We start from the raw sequence: 16981 nt of genomic DNA, 5'->3' as shown, positions 1-16981 counted from the left end.
AAAGGATCGGTTTTTCATGCTTTTTGACCTGAAAAAGTTGCTGGGCGGCCTGATGATGCCGCTCTCTTTTCTGCTGCTGATGATGGGCGTGGCGCTGATTCTGCTGTGGTTTACCCGCTGGCAGCGAAGCGGGAAAGTGCTGTTTTCGCTGGCCTGGCTGGTTTTGCTGCTGCTAAGCCTGCAACCGGTGGCTGACCGGATGCTGCGCCCGCTGGAAAACCGCTACCCAACCTATCAGGGGCAACAGCCGGTTTCCTACATCGTGGTGCTGGGCGGCGGCTACACTTTTGACCCGGCGTGGGCCCCCAGTTCCAACCTGATCGGCAACAGTTTGCCGCGGGTCAACGAAGGGGTGCGCCAGTACCGGCGGCATCCGGGCGCAAAACTGGTGTTTACCGGGGCGGCGGCCCCCACCAACCCGGTAAGCAGCGCCAAAACGGCGGCGCTGGTGGCAGAGAGCCTGGGCGTGCCGCCTGAGGATATTGTGCTGCTGGATACCCCACGGGACACGCAACAGGAAGCAGCACAGGTGGCGCGGCTGGTGGATCATCACCCCTTCCTGCTGGTGACCTCTGCCAACCATCTGCCGCGGGCGCTGGGGTTCTTCCACGCACAGGGACTCACGCCGATTCCGGTGCCGGCTAACCAGCTCGCCATCCGCTCCCCGCTGAACTGGTGGGAACAGGCGATCCCGCAGGCGATGTATTTGTCGCACAGTGAGCGGGTCTGGTATGAGGGGCTGGGCCGGGCGTGGCAGTGGCTGAAACAGTGAAGGCGGCGCGCCGGTCAGGTCAGCCAAGGGAGTAACGCCCGGGCGGCGTGGGAAAACGGGGCGCGATCCAACTGCCCGGTGTGCAGCAGCCGCGCCACCGCCTCCCACAACACATAGAGCCAGCGGCGCGCCACAAAAGCGTCCGAGACCGGTGCCCGTTGCAGGTAGGCAAACAGCAGCTCGCCGGACATGCCCTCTTCACAGAGACGGAACAGGTCATACTCCCGCGGTGCCCAAAGCATGATACCGGGGTTGACCATCGCCAGCAGCTGATCGCTGCGCGGGTCTTTCATCATACTGCGCAACGTCAGGTTGCCGTGGACCAGCACGGCGTTATCATCGAAACCGTGAAACAGCTGCGGCAGGCTGGCGCGCGACCGGTAGAGCAGTTCGCGGTCCTCACGCTCTAATACCGGTGCCTGCACATGGCTAAGGGTCGACCATAACACTTCCACCCGCTGCTGGTACCAGTTACGCCAGCTGTTCTCCTGGGTGCTGTCTACCGTGCCCACGCAGCGGTGGCTGTCCACCCGGTGCCAGGCCAGTATTCCTTCTACAATCTGCTCTTTCAGCGTTTCCCAGCGTTGTGGGTTGCGCGTCGGCACCTCAGCCGGCACGCCACGCAGGCGTTCTATCAGCAACACCTCTTTGTAGGGCGGCATCTGCGTCGGCATCAGCCCATAGACGGTGGGCATCCTGACATCCCCTTCGTGGGTCAGGACAGAGAGCTTATACGCCTCCTGCCGCGCAATTCCGGCAGTCAGAAACCCTTTTGCCAGAAGCGGCACCGCATGGCCCTGCGCATCGTAGAGGCTGAACAGGTGGGCATAAGGCTGCTCACTGATGCGCTCAATACGTGATAACGGTTCGCCCAGCACCATGCTGAGTTCGGTTTTAAGCTGATTCATGGGCAGCGATCTCCATTGGCGGAATCAATCCATGATGGAAGTATCACCAGGCTCATTCTTCAATGTAGATCAATATTAGTGGGATTAACCCTTCTCTGAGCAGAGGCGGGAAAAGGCGGAAAGTTCTGGCTGAAGCCAGGCGCGGCAGACGGCGCTGAGGAGTTGAGAGGCTGAGGGGCTGAGGGGCTGACAACTAAGCGGGCATGTTATCGGCCGGGCAAGGTGCCCGGCCGCATCCCGCCTCAGCCGGTAAAGGCTGCGCGGACCCGCGCCAGATCCTCGGCGGTATCCACGCCCACGGTCGGCACCGCATGGGCTACGTCAACGTGGATCTTCTCGCCGTACCAGAGCACCCGCAGCTGCTCAAGCAGCTCGATATTCTCCAGAGGGCTGGGCGACCAGGTCACATAACGGCGGATAAAGCCGGCGCGATAGGCGTAGATCCCGATATGGCGCAGATAGTGATCGCCTATCTGCTCACGGGATTGTGCAAACCGGTCGCGATCCCATGGGATAGTCGCGCGGGAGAAATAGAGCGCAAAGCCCTGCGCATCCCGTACGACTTTCACTGCATTCGGGTTAAATGCCTCGTCGGCTGACTCCACCGGCACTGCTAGGGTCGCCATACCGGCCGCACATCCGGCCAGGTTTTCCGCCACCTGCCGGATAATCACCGGCGGGATCATCGGCTCATCGCCCTGGACGTTGACGATAATATCGTCGTCTGCAAACCCGTAATGATCCACGACCTCTGCCAGGCGTTCCGTCCCGGACTGGTGATCGGCCCGCGTCAGGCAGACTTCACCGCCTGCGGCTTCCACCGCTGAGACCACGTCCGGGTGATCGGTGGCGACAATGACCCGGTCAGCGCCGGACGCGCGCGCGCGTTCCATCACACGCACCACCATCGGTTTACCGTGAATATCGGCCAGCGGCTTACCGGGCAGGCGGCTGGAACCAAAACGCGCGGGGATAATGGCGATAAAACTCATGGATGCGTCTCATCTGCTGACAGCGCGCGCGCTTCATTTTCCAGCAACACCGGAATGCCGTCCCGCACCGGGTAGGCGAGGCTATCCGCTTTGCATACCAGTTCCTGATTTTCTTTGTTGAAATAGAGTTTGCCGTTGCACACCGGGCACGCCACGATTTCCAGTAAACGATGATCCATAATTCTTCCACGCTGGAGGGGTTAAACACTCAGGAAACAGAGAATAACATAAGCGGCAGAGCGGGTTAATCATCGTCCTGCAAGATTGCGTACTGGGTTCCACATCGCCACCCCTGTTGCCAATGGGGTTGCAACGCCTCCGGCACCTCCCCTATCTGCACCTGTTCTGCCCCATGCCACTGTGCGCAGCGGGTGATCGCCTGGGTAAGATCGCGGATGCGCTGCGGCCCCAGCGTGACACCCGGCTCCAGATAGAACTGTTTGATCTCAAAAATGCGCGTTTTACGGTGCATTTTGGCATCTGTCCGGCCGATCAACTCACCGCGCTGTAAAACCGGCAACACGAAATAGCCATAGCGCCGCTTCTCCTGCGGCGTATAACACTCGATGCGGTAGTCAAACCCGAACAATTCCAGGGCGCGTTTGCGGTGCCAGACCACCGGATCAAAGGGGGAAAGCAGGGTCGTGACAGTGGAACGTAAACGCGTCTGCTGCAGGTGCCGGCAGAGCGGCTGTAAGCTGTGGTGAAGGTAGAACGGCGCGGTAAACCCGGCAACGCTGACCGGCAGGATCTCGCCTTCCGCCAGCAGAGAGTCGATGGTTTCCTTAAGCGGCACCCGTGTTAACCGGTAGTAATCCGGCAGCCAGTCAGCCTTGAAAATACCCAGGCAGCGGGCGCTGCGGCGCAACATTTCCCGGCGGGCCTCCGCTTCACTCAATGTGTCTGTGTCATCACGCCAGCCAGGCATGATCCGGGAAGTGAGATCGTAAACCCGGTGGAAATTACGCCGCTCGGCCACCATCACCTGCCCCAGGGTAAAAAGCGTCTCCAGATGCCGTTTTTCCGGCTTCCAGTCCCACCAGCCACTGCCGCTGCCGGATGGGCGGCTAAAATCCGCAGAGCGCACCGGGCCATGCTGCTCAATATGCTCTAACAGCCGGGCAATCTCCGGCTGGTGTTGCTGATGCCAGGCCGCATTATATTTCCACCCCATCTTTTGCGGGGCAAGCATCCGGTGGCGTAACAGGCGGAAGTCATCGGCAGGAATGAAACAGGCTTCATGGGCCCAGTACTCAAACAGCTCACGCTGTGCCAGCGCCTCATCCAGCCATGAAGGCGGGTAAGCCCCCAGGCGGCTGAACAGCACCAGATACGGGCTGCGCGCCACGACACTGATGGTGTCAATTTGCAAAAGCCCCATCGCCCGGATTATCTCCAGCAGATGGTGGCGTTGCGGCGGTGACGCGAGGGGGCGTAATAACTGTTGCGCAGCGAGGTGAAGGGTGCGGGCCGCGGACAGGGAAAGTGTTGGGCTTGGCATAACGATATCCATTCTTCGTGTAATAACACGGTATTAAGGATATCGATAGCACACTTTATACAGCAGGTAAAATCAACGGAACAGGCCGTCGATCAATGCAGGGCGATAACATCCGCTGCGGATAAACCATGATAAACGCTGTGGTAACAGGTAAATTCAACCTGTTGCCCTTCCAGAAGGGATTTATTTTTAGTATTGGCAATCGACATGCGGCTGACATAAAGATCGCTGCCGCCGTCATTCGGAGAAATAAAGCCGTAGCCTTTAGCTTCGTTGTACCATTTCACACGGCCTATTTTTAACATCATATTTTATTTTCCTTAATTTTTTGAGCATCCTCAGCACACCTTATTGGTACTGGATGCTGTTGCTCAATTGTGTCTTCAATAAACAAAACCTTTTTTGAGCTTTTAAAAAAACCCGCATCGCTGCGGGTCTAGAATTGATCAGTTTATGATTAAGGGGAATCAGCACTAGTCTGAATTTTTTCTGCCGTTAATCATAACTGGCGCTGTTTACTCAGAGAGCAACAACGTTTGCCGCAGCCGGACCGCGCGGGCTGTCCTGAATGGTGTACTCTACACGCTGGCCTTCAGCCAGGGTTTTAAACCCTTCAGAGGCGATAGCGGAGAAGTGAACGAACACGTCTTTGCCGCCATCCTGCTGTTCAATAAAACCAAAACCTTTGCTTTCGTTGAACCACTTAACTTGACCCATTTTCTTGGACATCAGACTTACCTTTTAACTTTAAATAATGTGCCGTACGGCATAACGTGACTGCTGGCAGAAATATTACTGATGGGGATAACAAGAGGGTTCGTCTTTAGAAGCGGAATCAGATGACAACGTTTTGGGAGGAACAGCTGAACTTTAGCTTAACTCTATAGTAGATCACACACTCATAACCAGGTCTGCATTGCAGGCAGGAGGCTATTTACTCATAAAGCCCGACTGATAGCAAGTTTTTCCACACTAACAATCGGGTATTTCTGTAAATACAGGCCGTTATTTTCTTAACTGCTTAGTATTCATCAATAAATTACCGCAGTTATTTTTTACTTTACGGTTTTGCACATAATGCAGTGAGCCGGTTTAACAATGTTTCCGCCTGAGCCGGGTTAATATCAGCATTGACCGGCAGATACCACCAGTTGGCCTGGGCAAATGCCCGGCATTTCACCGCATCTTTCTCCGTCATCAATAGCAGATCATCACCGTTGGTCAGCGAAGTGAGCTGATCACGCTGATAATTTTGGTGATCCGCAAACGCCACACACTGCTGCGGCCGGACGCCCAACGCCTCAAGCGTGGCGAAAAAGCGCGGTGGGTGGCCAATCCCGGCCATGGCAACCACCTGTTGCAGCTGTTCAGGTGCGCAGCGCTCACCGGTCAACAGATTAACGGCCTGGCCCGCCTGCAACCTCATGGCGATTTCGCCCGGCTCCGGCCGGCCGCCATTGGTGATCACCGCATCGACCTGTTTCAGCCGCCCGGCCCGCTCACGCATGGGCCCGGCCGGCAGCCACCAGCCATTCCCAAACCGGCGCACACCATCCACCACGACGATTTCCGCATCACGCTGCAGGGCGTAATGTTGCAGGCCATCATCTGTCACAATGATGTCGACCGGTTCAGCCAGCAGTGCCTGAACCGCCTCACGGCGTACCGGTGCCACCGCAACCGGTGCGCCGGTGCGCTGGAAGATAAGCACCGGCTCATCACCCGCCTGCTGGGTCCCGGTCTCCGCCGTGACCCGCAACGGGTAGTGCGGGGCTTTGCCGCCATACCCGCGTGAGACCACGCCGACCCGCAGGCCGCGCTGCTGAAGCTGCTCGACCAGCCAGATCACCACCGGGGTTTTACCGTTGCCCCCGGCAGTCAGGTTGCCTACCACCACAACCGGCACCGGTGCCCGCCAGCTTTTGCGCCATCCCCACCGATAGCTCAGACGAATCAGTGACGAGACCGCGCCATACAGCCAGGAGAACGGCAATAACAGCAGGTACAGCGGTGAGCGCCCGGCCCAGATCTTCTCTATCATTGGCCGAACTGCATCCGGTAGAGCTGTGCATAAGCCCCTTCCTGCGCTAACAGCGTCGGATGGTTGCCACGTTCAATGATGCGCCCATCCTCAACGACCAGGATTTCATCCGCGCTTTCGATGGTCGACAGCCGGTGGGCAATCACCAGCGAGGTCCGGTTCTTCTGCAACTCATCCAGGGCTTTCTGAATAGCACGCTCAGACTCCGTATCCAGCGCTGACGTCGCCTCATCCAGAATCAGCACCGGCGAATCACGCAGCAGCGCGCGGGCAATGGCGATACGCTGGCGCTGGCCGCCGGACAGCAACACGCCATTTTCACCGATGACGGTATCCAGGCCGTTATCCATTTTCGCGATGAAGTCCATGGCATAAGCCATCCGCGCTGCCTGCTCAATCTGCTCACGGGTGTAGAGATGCTGGCTGGCATACGCAATGTTATTGGCGATGGTGTCATTAAACAGATGAACATTCTGCGACACCAGCGCCACCTGGCGGCGCAACGATGACAGGGTATATTCGCGCAGGTCGTGGCCGTCCATCAGGATCTCGCCCTGCTGAATGTCATAAAAACGGGTCAGCAAGTTGGCAATCGTCGATTTGCCTGAGCCTGACCGCCCCACCAGCGCCACGGTTTTCCCGGCCGGGATATGCAGATTGATATCACGCAGGGCCGGCGTGTCTTTCCCCGGGTAGCTGAAGGTCACATGGCGGAATTCAATCTCGCCAACGGCACGCGTGACTTCGCGGGTACCCTCATCTTTTTCCTGCTCCATATCCAGAATGGAGAACAAGGTCTGGCAGGCGGCCATACCACGCTGGAACTGGGCGTTCACATTCGTCAGCGACTTCAGCGGACGCATCAGGGCAATCATGGAAGAGAAGACGACAGTAATGGTACCGGCGGTCAGGGTTTCCATGACGCTGGGGAAGCTGGCCGCATAGAGAACAAAGGCCAGCGCCAGTGATGCAATCAGCTGAATAATCGGATCGGAAATCGACGAAGCGGAGACCATTTTCATCCCCTGCTGGCGCATACGGTTACTGACCTGATTGAAGCGTTCTGTTTCAACTTGCTGACCGCCAAAGATCAGCACTTCTTTATGGCCTTTCAGCATCTGCTCGGCACTGGTGGTCACCTGCCCCATCGTGTTCTGCATATTTTTGCTGATGTTGCGGAAACGCTTGGAGACCAGGCGGATAGCCACAGAGACTACCGGCGCAATCACAATCAGGATGAGCGACAGCTGCCAGCTGTAATAGAACATCATGATAAACAGGCCGATGATCGACGCACCTTCACGCACCACGGTAATCAGTGCGCTGGATGAAGAGGACGCCACCTGCTCTGAGTCGTAGGTGATACGTGACAGCAGCGTCCCGGTGGATTGCTGATCAAAAAAGGAAACCGGCATCCCCATCATATGGCTGAAAAGGCGGCGGCGCATCTGCATCACCACTTTCCCGGAAACCCATGAAATACAATAGCTTGAGATAAAGCTGGTAATGCCGCGGAGCAGCATCAGCCCAATCACGGCCAGCGGCATCCACACTAAAATTGAGCTGTTTGCTTTGCCGAACCCGTCATCCAACAGGGGTTTCAGCAATGACAGCATAAACGTATCGCTGGCAGCATTAAGAATCAGTGCAATGGCCGCCGCTATCAGGCCTGTTTTAAACGGTGTGATCATCGGCCAGAGGCGACGAAAGGTCTGCCAGGTGGAGAGATCTTTATCATTCATCATGCAATTAACCAGCTTCGTAAGTAATAGCGGCTCATTCTACTCATTATCCCTCTGTACGCCAAACCGCTGGTGATACCATCGGGGCATAATTTGTTCACGGAAGCCCTTTATTTGCCAGCGATCGTGCGAAAAAAGCACGGTGATTTGCCCTGACCACGGCGTTTCCCACCACCTGATATGGTTGTCCTGATAACGTGATCTGACCTTTTTCGCCGGTAAGTGCCAGGCATTAAACCGTGATGCAGAGACCAGGGCAGCTTGTGGGTTAACCGCCCGCAAAAAGGGTGCAATGGAAGAGCTATTACTGCCGTGATGGGGGACCTGAAGCACAGTTGATGCCAGCGCCGCCCGCTGCTCCCTCAGCAGTGCCCGCTCCGCGTCCTGTTCAATATCGCCGGTCAACAGAATCTGGTGGTGACCATCGGTGACGGCAACCACGCAGGATTGATTATTACCGGCCTGCCCGGCCAATGTTTTTGGCCAGAGTGCGCGGAAAGTTAAGCCCCGCCATTGCCATGTCTCCCCTTGCCGGCAAGGCAGCCCCAGCGCCTGCTGGGCGGAGCGGAGGTTGGCCTGCGGAAACGCAGCCTGTAAGGTTTCCAGCCCGCCCTGATGATCCAGATGGCTGTGGCTGATGATGATCTCTTCCAGCTCAACATGTCGCCAGCGTAAAAAGGGCAAAATTGTCCGCTGAGCGCTATCACCCCCCTCCCAGCGGTTGCCGGTATCAAACAGCACGCCTTTCCCTTGCTTTTCAATCAGCACCGCCAGCCCATGCCCAACGTCAATCATGTCCAGCCGCCACGTTTCTGCCGGCCGCGCCCTCATATAGGCCGCTGTCAACAGTATCACCGCCAGGCCCAGAGGCGCATGTTTCCGCACGCTGCCAAGACGCCATGCGATAACCGCCAGCCACCCTGCCCCACTCCAGAACAGGGCGCGCCTGTCCAGAAAGAGCCAGCCGGACTGCAACAAAGGTAGCGGCTTAAGTGCACAGCTAAGCAGGAGGTCTGCCGATTCCCAGAGACAGCCCGCCAGCAAAGGCCAGAATGAAAAAACTAATGAGAGTAACACCAAGGGCACCACCAGACAGGAGACCCAGGGCACCGCCCATAAATTGGCCACCAGTGATGCAGCATTTACCCCGCCGAAGATGCCTGCCTGAAGAGGCACCAGTAAAATAAACATGCTGAATTGCAGGTGAAACCACCGTACCCCCACCCAGCGCCAGCCGGTGGTATAGCGAAACGGCAGAGGGCACCAGTGATACCAGAAGAGCAGCGCGCTGACGGCAAAACATGAGAGCCAGAAGCTGTCGGAAAGAACCATCAGCGGGTCAAAAAACAGCATCAGGGCCATACACCATAACCCGACCTGCCAGCCACTGCATTTGACTGAAAACAGCCGTAACGACAGCCACACCCCCAGCGCTAACCCGCTTCTTACTGCCGGAGGGTTCGCACCGGACAACCCGACATAGGCCAGCGCAACCAAACCGCTCAGCATGAGCGGGAAGCGATGCCCTATCCATGTTACCGGCAGAAAACCCTGTATAGCCCGGGCCAGCCACCAGCCAAACAGAGCCGCGACGGCTATATGCAATCCGGAAATAGCCATGAGATGCGCCACCCCGGTTTGTTGCAGCAATAGCCGGGTATCGTCATCCAGAAAACGGCTTTCCCCGAACGCCAATGCCAGCAGGATGGCCTGGTGGCGCGCCTCCGGCATGGTTTGCTGTATGTAGCTGATAAAGCGCTGACGGTAGCTGCATTTTGTTGAAAGCGGATATGCCTTGAGCACTTTCCCTTCTAAGAGACGGTGATTCGCTACTGCCCAGCGCTGGCCGTCAAACCCGCCTTCATTCAGCTGGCTATGTACAGGCCGTAATGCCGTTTGCAGCTGCCACCGTTGCCCGGCACACCGCATGGGTTCTGCCGGCGGCCAGTAGGCAGAGATCGTTATGGGTGGAAATACCCAGCGGCCATTCACCTTCTGTACCCTGACCGTTACGCGGTCATCTTGCTGACCGGGCATGACGATCGAGGTAACAGCGCCTTCGAGCGCGACATTACGTTGAGATAATGTCTCAATTTGCGTTAATGCGGTGTGTGCATGCATCAACGCCCATACCATCGCCAACAAGAAAATCGCCAGCCATGTTGTTGCCGCTGCTGCCCGGTCGCTGCGTGACAACCCGGCTGCAATAGCGATCAGCAGGCCGCTTACCCAGGTTGCCGGTAATTCCGGCAAAAACATGAGCGGTAAGGTTCCGGCGACCCACGCCGAAGCAAGTTGAGTGAGTGAGAGGTTAATCGTGGCTCCTGCCTTAACAGAGATAATCCGTTCAGGCGAGCAGTGTGCAGCAGAGTAAAAAGGTAAGGCGAACAGAAAAGAACGGTATTACGGCATGGGTGCTGAAGAAAATGAAGGATTACAGTAAACAGGGGAAAAGTGTGGAACCTTTCTCACACGCTTTTTTAATCGGCAGGTTTTTTAAACAAAAAAAGAGGGGATGTGAAGCATAAAAAAACGGTGCCGTCAGGCACCGTTTTATCATCGCTAAGGCAATAACATTACGCCCTAATCAGGCATAGATGTTCGCGCGATCGCGTAGCTCTTTGCCCGGTTTAAAGTGAGGAACATATTTGCCGTCCAACTCAACTTTATCGCCGGTTTTTGGGTTACGCCCAACACGCGGAGCACGGTAGTGAAGTGAAAAACTGCCGAATCCGCGAATTTCAATGCGTTCACCTTCAGCCAGCGTACCGGCCATGTGTTCAAGCATTTCTTTCACCGCATCTTCAACGGCTTTCGCCGGAATATGAGATTGCTGGCCAGCAAGTCTTTCAATGAGTTCAGACTTGGTCATAGTTCCTCCAAGCTTTGCAGCTAAACTACCGTTTCGGGGCGGCAGCGCCGCCCCCCGTCATTACTCGCCTTTAGCCGCTTTGAAAGCTTCAGCCATAGCGTTAGAGAAGTTACCTTCTTCTGGTTTGTTGTTCACAGAAGCGATGGCATCTTTCTCGTCAGCTTCGTCCTTAGCACGAACGGACAGGCTTACAACGCGGTTCTTACGGTCAACACCGGTGAATTTAGCTTCAACGTCGTCGCCAACATTCAGAACCAGGGTCGCATCTTCAACGCGGTCGCGAGAAGCTTCAGATGCACGCAGGTAGCCTTCTACGCCGCCCGCTAATTCAACTGTAGCACCTTTAGCGTCAACTGCAGTGACTTTACCGGTAACAATAGTACCTTTCTTGTTCATAGACAGGTAGTTATTGAACGGGTCTTCAGCCAGCTGTTTCACGCCCAGGGAGATACGCTCGCGCTCTGCGTCAACCTGCAGAACAACAGCAGCGATTTCGTCGCCTTTCTTGTATTCACGTACTGCTTCTTCGCCTGCAACGTTCCAGGAGATGTCAGACAGGTGAACCAGGCCGTCGATGCCGCCGTCCAGGCCGATGAAGATACCGAAGTCAGTGATAGACTTGATTTTACCTTCAACGCGGTCGCCCTTGTTGTGGGTCTCAGCGAACTGCTGCCACGGGTTGGATTTGCACTGCTTCAGGCCCAGGGAGATACGACGACGTTCTTCGTCGATGTCCAGAACCATCACTTCCACTACGTCGCCAACGTTAACAACTTTGGACGGGTGGATGTTTTTGTTAGTCCAATCCATTTCGGAAACGTGTACCAGACCTTCAACGCCTTCTTCGATTTCTACGAAGCAGCCGTAATCAGTCAGGTTGGTCACACGACCGGTCAGCTTGGTGCCTTCCGGATAACGCTTAGCGATAGCAACCCACGGATCTTCGCCCAGTTGCTTCAGGCCCAGGGAAACACGGGTACGCTCGCGGTCGAACTTCAGCACTTTAACAGTGATTTCGTCGCCAACGTTCACGATTTCGCTCGGATGCTTAACGCGTTTCCATGCCATATCAGTGATATGCAGCAGGCCGTCAACGCCACCCAGATCAACGAATGCACCGTAGTCAGTGAGGTTCTTAACGATACCTTTAACTTCCATGCCTTCCTGCAGGTTTTCCAGCAGTTGATCGCGCTCAGCGCTGTTCTCGGATTCGATCACGGCACGACGGGAAACAACAACGTTGTTGCGTTTCTGGTCCAGCTTGATGACTTTGAACTCGAGTTCTTTGCCTTCAAGGTGCAGGGTGTCGCGTACCGGACGCACGTCAACCAGGGAACCTGGCAGGAACGCACGGATGCCGTTCAGCTCAACAGTGAAGCCGCCTTTAACTTTGCCGTTGATAACACCGGTAACAGTTTCAGCATCTTCGTAAGCTTTTTCCAGCGTGATCCAAGCTTCATGACGTTTAGCTTTTTCACGGGACAGCAGGGTTTCACCGAAGCCGTCTTCAACTGCATCCAGAGCAACGTCAACTTCGTCACCCACCTGGATTTCCAGCTCACCCTGGGCGTTCTTGAACTGTTCTGCCGGAATAGCAGACTCAGATTTCAGACCGGCGTCAACCAGTACGATATCTTTGTCAATGGCAACAACAACACCGCGAACGATGGAACCCGGGCGGGTTTCGATTGTTTTTAAGGATTCTTCAAATAGTTGAGCAAAAGATTCTGTCATATTGATAATCTTCAGGATTCTTCAATTTAACGTCCATCTAGCATCCCGCCGGATGGGGTTGTTTCACATGCCCCACCGCCGTACCTGGCAGCAAGGTAAAAAATTCAGCAGACCAATGTCTGTTATTTTTGCGTCAGCGCTAATACATCCCGTGCATGGGACAGGGCTTTCTCAATCACTTCACTGATGGACATGCTCGTTGAATCAAGCAACAGTGCATCAGAAGCGGGTACCAGCGGCGCAATAGCCCGATTACGATCGCGGTCGTCGCGTTCTTTTATCTCGGCTAAAAGACGTTCAAAGTTAACACTAAAGCCCTTTTCCTGCAACTGTAGCATGCGTCTGCGTGCACGTTCTTCTGCGCTGGCATCCAAAAATATTTTTACCGGCGCATCAGGGAAAACCACGGTGCCCATGTCGCGGCCGTCAGCAATCAGGCCAGGCAGGTCACGGAATGCGCGCTGGCGGCGCAACAGCGCCTCACGTACCCGTGGGAATGCCGCCGCCTGCGACGCCGTGTTCCCTACCGTTTCAGTACGGATTTCGTGGCTGACATCCTCGCCTTCGAGGATCACCTCAAGCTGCCCATTGCGGGAGATAAACTGCACGTCGAGGTGCGCGGCCAGCGGAACCAGGGCATCTTCGGACTGGATATCCACCTGATGGTGCAACGCGGCCAGTGCCAGCACGCGGTAAATCGCGCCGGAATCCAGCAGGTGCCAGCCAAACGTCTCTGCCAGCGCCTTGCACAGTGTGCCTTTTCCGGCACCACTCGGGCCGTCAACGGTAATAACCGGGGCTGTGACCGTCATATCTCACTCCTTTAGATCGGGGAAACCCGTTTTATTAACCAGTAGGCTATTTTCAGGTGCGGCATTATACGCTGCCTTGCGCCGAACTGTTACCTTTGCGCAACACCCTGGCTGAAATTAACCTGATAAACCTTCAAAGAGTGTAGAAGATAGCCAAAATCGGGTCACAATAAAAAAAACGGGCAATCTCTGCCCGTTTCGATCCGGCTCAGGCCGGCTGGCTGAGAGAGGCCAGGCGGTCAAAATAGTCCGGGAAGGTTTTGGCGGTGCATTTTGGGTCGAGGATGGTCACCGGTGTCGCGGAGAGGGCCACCAGCGAGAAGCACATCGCCATGCGGTGGTCATCATAGGTGCCGATTTCCGCTTTTTGCAGCGTTTCCGGCGGCGTGACCCGGATGTAATCATGCCCCTCTTCCACCTCTGCGCCTACTTTGCGCAATTCCGTCGCCATCGCGGCCAGGCGGTCAGTCTCTTTTACCCGCCAGTTGTAGATGTTGCGGATTGTGGTCGGCCCCTGCGCAAACAGCGCGGTAGTCGCAATGGTCATCGCGGCATCCGGAATGGCGTTCATGTCCATGTCGATGCCCTGCAACGTTCCGCGTGTGCACTCAATATAGGTGTCACCCCAGGTGATATGGGCGCCCATTTTCTCAAGCACGTCGGCAAAATGAATATCACCCTGCATACTGTGACGGCCAATCCCGGTAACCCGCACCGTGCCGCCTTTGATCGCAGCCGCAGCCAGGAAATAGGAAGCAGAGGAGGCATCACCCTCGACCAGATAGTCACCCGGTGCCTGGTAAGTCTGGTTACCGGCAATATGGAACACCTGATAATTATCATGGCGCACCTGCACTCCGAAGGTCGCCATCATATTCAGCGTAATATCGATGTAAGGCTTGGAGACCAGTTCACCCTTGATACGGATCGCCGTATCCTGCGGGGCCAGCGGTGCGGTCATCAGCAGCGCGGTCAAAAACTGGCTGGAGACTGACCCTTCTACCGAGACATCGCCCCCGGTGAAACCGCCGTGTAAACGCAGAGGAGGATAGTTCTCCTGCTCAAGGTACTCGATCTTCGCTCCCCCCTGCCGCAGGGCATCCACCAGGTGCCCGATAGGGCGCTCTTTCATCCGCGGCTCGCCGGTCAGGGTAATGTCACCTGCCGGCAGGCAGAGCGCTGCCGCCAGCGGCCGCATCGCGGTTCCGGCGTTACCCAGGAAAAGCTCAAGGGCCGCGTCACTGCGCAGGGGGCCGCCCTTGCCTTCCACTTCGCAGCGGGTGCGATCGTCCGAGAGGCGGAACGTGACACCCAGCTTCTCCAGGGCATTCAGCATATGGCGCACATCATCGCTGTCGAGCAGGTTGGTCAGCGTCGTGGTGCCTTTTGCCAGCGCAGCCAGCAGTAACGCCCGGTTAGACACGCTTTTTGAGCCGGGAAGGTTGATGGTGCCGTTGATTTTGGCGATAGGCTGTAGGGTTAACGAGTCCTGCATGTAAAACACTCTCTAAAGTCATAACATAGAAGAACCCCGGTTGCAGACCGGGGTTCCTGTAAAATCATCTGGTTAACAGACTCTTTCTGCCGGTGATGATACGCCGGGCATATCAGCCGTGGCGGCGTTCAAAGTCGGCCATAAAGTCGGTCAGGGCTTTGACGCCTTCAACCGGCATGGCGTTATAAATAGACGCCCGCATTCCGCCTACCACGCGATGGCCTTTCAGCGCATGTAACCCAGCCTTAACAGACTCATCCAGGAAGACCTTGTCCAGCGCGGCATCCGCCAGCTGGAAAGGAATATTCATCCAGGAACGGTTGGCTTCTGCCACTTCATTACGATAGAAGTCACTCTGGTCGATAACACCATACAACAATTCAGCCTTGGCTTTGTTGCGTTTTTCCATCTCAAGCAGCCCGCCCTGCTCTTTCAGCCACTTAAAGACCATGCCGGAGAGATACCAGGCAAAGGTCGGCGGGGTGTTGAACATAGACTCATTTTCAGCCAGCACGGTATAGTCCAGAATCGACGGCAGGGCCTTGTGTGCCTTACCCAGCAGATCGTCGCGTACAATCACCAGCGTCAGGCCGGCAGGGCCGATATTTTTTTGTGCGCCGGCATAGATGACGCCAAAACGGCTGACGTCAATCGGGCGGGAAAGGATAGAGGATGAGTAGTCAGCCACCACCACTTTGTCACCGAAGTCCGGCATCTCGTGGATAGCGACGCCATCAATTGTTTCATTCGGGCAGTAGTGAACATAGGCCGCATCATCGTGCAGAGCCCACTCACTCATCGGTATGACCGCACGGCGGCCGTCCCGCGTGGTGCTGGTATTAATCACATGGGGAGTACAGTACTTTTCGGCTTCGTTAATTGCGCTGTGGGCCCAGTACCCGCCGTCAATATAGTCGGCCGTGGTTTTTGCGCCCAGCAGATTCTGCGGCACGGCAGCAAATTGCGCACGCGCCCCGCCATGACAGAACAGCACTTTGTAGTTGTCAGGGATCTTCAGCAGGTCCCGCAGGTCACGTTCTGACTCTTCCGCCACCTGAATAAACTCTTTGCTGCGATGGCTGATTTCCATGACAGACGTGCCTAAACCATGCCAGTTGCAGAGTTCCTGTTCGGCACGACGCAAAACTTCTACCGGCAGCATGGCCGGACCTGCACTGAAATTGAAAACCTGAGTCATTTCCCCTCACCACTCGCTAAGATAACTGTTATGTATGACCAACCTGTTATCGGTTTTATCACTCGAACCGGCAGCCTGCAACGCTTATTCTGCTGCAGGGCGTTTGCCGGCAGAAACAATAACAAGATCCTATGCTTATACTCTGCCGCTATTCCCCCGGCCCGGCTTTATCTTCGTCGCCGCCGGGGCGATAATTTGGCAGGATGTTCTGAGTTTACATAATCCGGCGGCGCGTCAGGGCCGTAACCCATTTGTCACTGCCGCACTGCGGGCAGCGGTGGGTCTCCCCCTTTTTCAGGGCATGGATAAGGCTGCAGTGGTGGCAGGCATACTCATCATCTTTAGGGACTTTTGTCAGGAAAGTGACATAGTCAGCGGGCATTACCGGCAGGCCGGGTTTCACCTCTTCCGGCTCAAAAAAGAAGACGCTGATAGCCCCGTTAACCTCCAGGATAGCCAGCCTGACCTGGCCCAGATGCTCTACCCCGGCCAGGCGGAACTCCATAAAGAACTCATCATGCGTGATATTGCGTTTTTTCATGGTCTGCCATTCAAACTGACCATTGCGCACAATGACTACCGGTTTGCCCTCCAGCCAGTTCTGAAACATCCGGTGAGAGGACATCAGCCACGTGGCCAGGCGGTAAAAAATCATGATAGAGATAAATACCGCGAAGACCGGCAGCAAGGGGACGTCGTCGTAGAAGGTGACGTCCCCGGCGGCCGAGCCTAAGGTCAGAATGATCAGCACCTCAAACAGCGACATCTGCCTGACCCCACGCCGGCCGCTGACTTTGAGAAAGATAAAAACCAGCAGAAAAGTAAATAAGCTGCGTACTGCCACTTCAGCCAGAAATTCCACCGGAAACTTGTCCAGCAACATCCTCTGAATATCAAATGCTTTCATCACGTCT

General features: G+C 55.8%; 16 protein-coding genes. 1 reads left to right on the top strand and 15 read right to left on the bottom strand.

Annotation, left to right across the window (positions count from 1 at the left end):
- Positions 1-16: 16 nt before the first annotated feature.
- Complete coding sequence (elyC, locus tag CYR32_RS00660; RefSeq protein WP_101821544.1) at positions 17-772, top strand: envelope biogenesis factor ElyC; 756 nt, start codon at positions 17-19, stop codon at positions 770-772.
- 14 nt (positions 773-786) lie between these two features.
- Here the strand turns inward: elyC and CYR32_RS00655 are convergent, their stop codons facing one another.
- From CYR32_RS00655 to CYR32_RS00585, 15 genes are all read right to left on the bottom strand, one after another.
- Positions 787-1680 (bottom strand): YcbJ family phosphotransferase, encoded by an 894-nt coding sequence (locus tag CYR32_RS00655; protein ID WP_101821542.1) that lies wholly within the window; start codon positions 1678-1680, stop codon positions 787-789.
- A 242-nt stretch (positions 1681-1922) separates the two neighbouring features.
- Positions 1923-2672 (bottom strand): 3-deoxy-manno-octulosonate cytidylyltransferase, encoded by a 750-nt coding sequence (gene kdsB / locus CYR32_RS00650; protein ID WP_101821540.1) that lies wholly within the window; start codon positions 2670-2672, stop codon positions 1923-1925.
- A complete protein-coding gene (locus CYR32_RS00645; RefSeq protein WP_101821538.1) occupies positions 2669-2851 on the bottom strand; it encodes a Trm112 family protein in 183 nt (60 codons plus the stop codon). The genes kdsB and CYR32_RS00645 overlap by 4 nt, the downstream gene beginning before the upstream one ends.
- 65 nt (positions 2852-2916) lie before the next feature.
- Entirely contained in the window at positions 2917-4173 is a 1257-nt protein-coding gene (locus CYR32_RS00640) for a winged helix-turn-helix domain-containing protein (RefSeq protein WP_101821536.1), read from the bottom strand.
- Between the two features lie 92 nt (positions 4174-4265).
- Complete coding sequence (locus CYR32_RS00635; RefSeq protein ID WP_101821534.1) at positions 4266-4481, bottom strand: cold-shock protein; 216 nt, start codon at positions 4479-4481, stop codon at positions 4266-4268.
- Positions 4482-4692: 211 nt separating this feature from the next.
- Positions 4693-4902 carry a transcription antiterminator/RNA stability regulator CspE gene (gene cspE / locus CYR32_RS00630; protein WP_101814197.1) on the bottom strand — a complete coding sequence of 70 codons (210 nt, stop codon included), beginning with the start codon at positions 4900-4902 and terminating at the stop codon, positions 4693-4695.
- A gap of 331 nt (positions 4903-5233) precedes the next feature.
- A complete protein-coding gene (lpxK, locus tag CYR32_RS00625; protein WP_101821532.1) occupies positions 5234-6214 on the bottom strand; it encodes a tetraacyldisaccharide 4'-kinase in 981 nt (326 codons plus the stop codon).
- On the bottom strand, positions 6211-7959 hold the full coding sequence (gene msbA, locus CYR32_RS00620) for a lipid A ABC transporter ATP-binding protein/permease MsbA (RefSeq protein ID WP_101821530.1): 1749 nt from the start codon (positions 7957-7959) through the stop codon (positions 6211-6213). The genes lpxK and msbA overlap by 4 nt, the downstream gene beginning before the upstream one ends.
- A gap of 36 nt (positions 7960-7995) precedes the next feature.
- Positions 7996-10272 carry a ComEC family protein gene (locus CYR32_RS00615; RefSeq protein WP_101821528.1) on the bottom strand — a complete coding sequence of 759 codons (2277 nt, stop codon included), beginning with the start codon at positions 10270-10272 and terminating at the stop codon, positions 7996-7998.
- A gap of 271 nt (positions 10273-10543) precedes the next feature.
- Positions 10544-10828 carry an integration host factor subunit beta gene (gene ihfB, locus CYR32_RS00610; protein ID WP_072925795.1) on the bottom strand — a complete coding sequence of 95 codons (285 nt, stop codon included), beginning with the start codon at positions 10826-10828 and terminating at the stop codon, positions 10544-10546.
- Positions 10829-10888: 60 nt separating this feature from the next.
- On the bottom strand, positions 10889-12562 hold the full coding sequence (gene rpsA / locus CYR32_RS00605; protein ID WP_072925799.1) for a 30S ribosomal protein S1: 1674 nt from the start codon (positions 12560-12562) through the stop codon (positions 10889-10891).
- 122 nt (positions 12563-12684) lie between these two features.
- Positions 12685-13374, bottom strand: a complete 690-nt coding sequence (gene cmk / locus CYR32_RS00600) for a (d)CMP kinase (protein ID WP_101821526.1) — start codon at positions 13372-13374, stop codon at positions 12685-12687.
- A gap of 208 nt (positions 13375-13582) precedes the next feature.
- Positions 13583-14869 (bottom strand): 3-phosphoshikimate 1-carboxyvinyltransferase, encoded by a 1287-nt coding sequence (gene aroA / locus CYR32_RS00595; RefSeq protein ID WP_101821524.1) that lies wholly within the window; start codon positions 14867-14869, stop codon positions 13583-13585.
- Between the two features lie 112 nt (positions 14870-14981).
- The gene (gene serC / locus CYR32_RS00590; protein WP_101821522.1) at positions 14982-16067 is read right to left on the bottom strand and encodes a 3-phosphoserine/phosphohydroxythreonine transaminase; all 1086 of its coding nucleotides are present in this window, start codon (positions 16065-16067) and stop codon (positions 14982-14984) included.
- Positions 16068-16281: 214 nt separating this feature from the next.
- Positions 16282-16974 carry a DUF421 domain-containing protein gene (locus CYR32_RS00585; RefSeq protein ID WP_101821520.1) on the bottom strand — a complete coding sequence of 231 codons (693 nt, stop codon included), beginning with the start codon at positions 16972-16974 and terminating at the stop codon, positions 16282-16284.
- Between the last annotated feature and the right edge of the window lie 7 nt (positions 16975-16981).

Origin of the sequence: Chimaeribacter coloradensis, from assembly GCF_002858715.1 — a bacterium.
In the GTDB taxonomy this organism is placed as follows: Bacteria; Pseudomonadota; Gammaproteobacteria; order Enterobacterales; family Enterobacteriaceae; genus Chimaeribacter; species Chimaeribacter coloradensis.
Note: the sequence above shows the minus strand (reverse complement) of the source record. Positions and strands in the feature narration are given on the sequence as shown.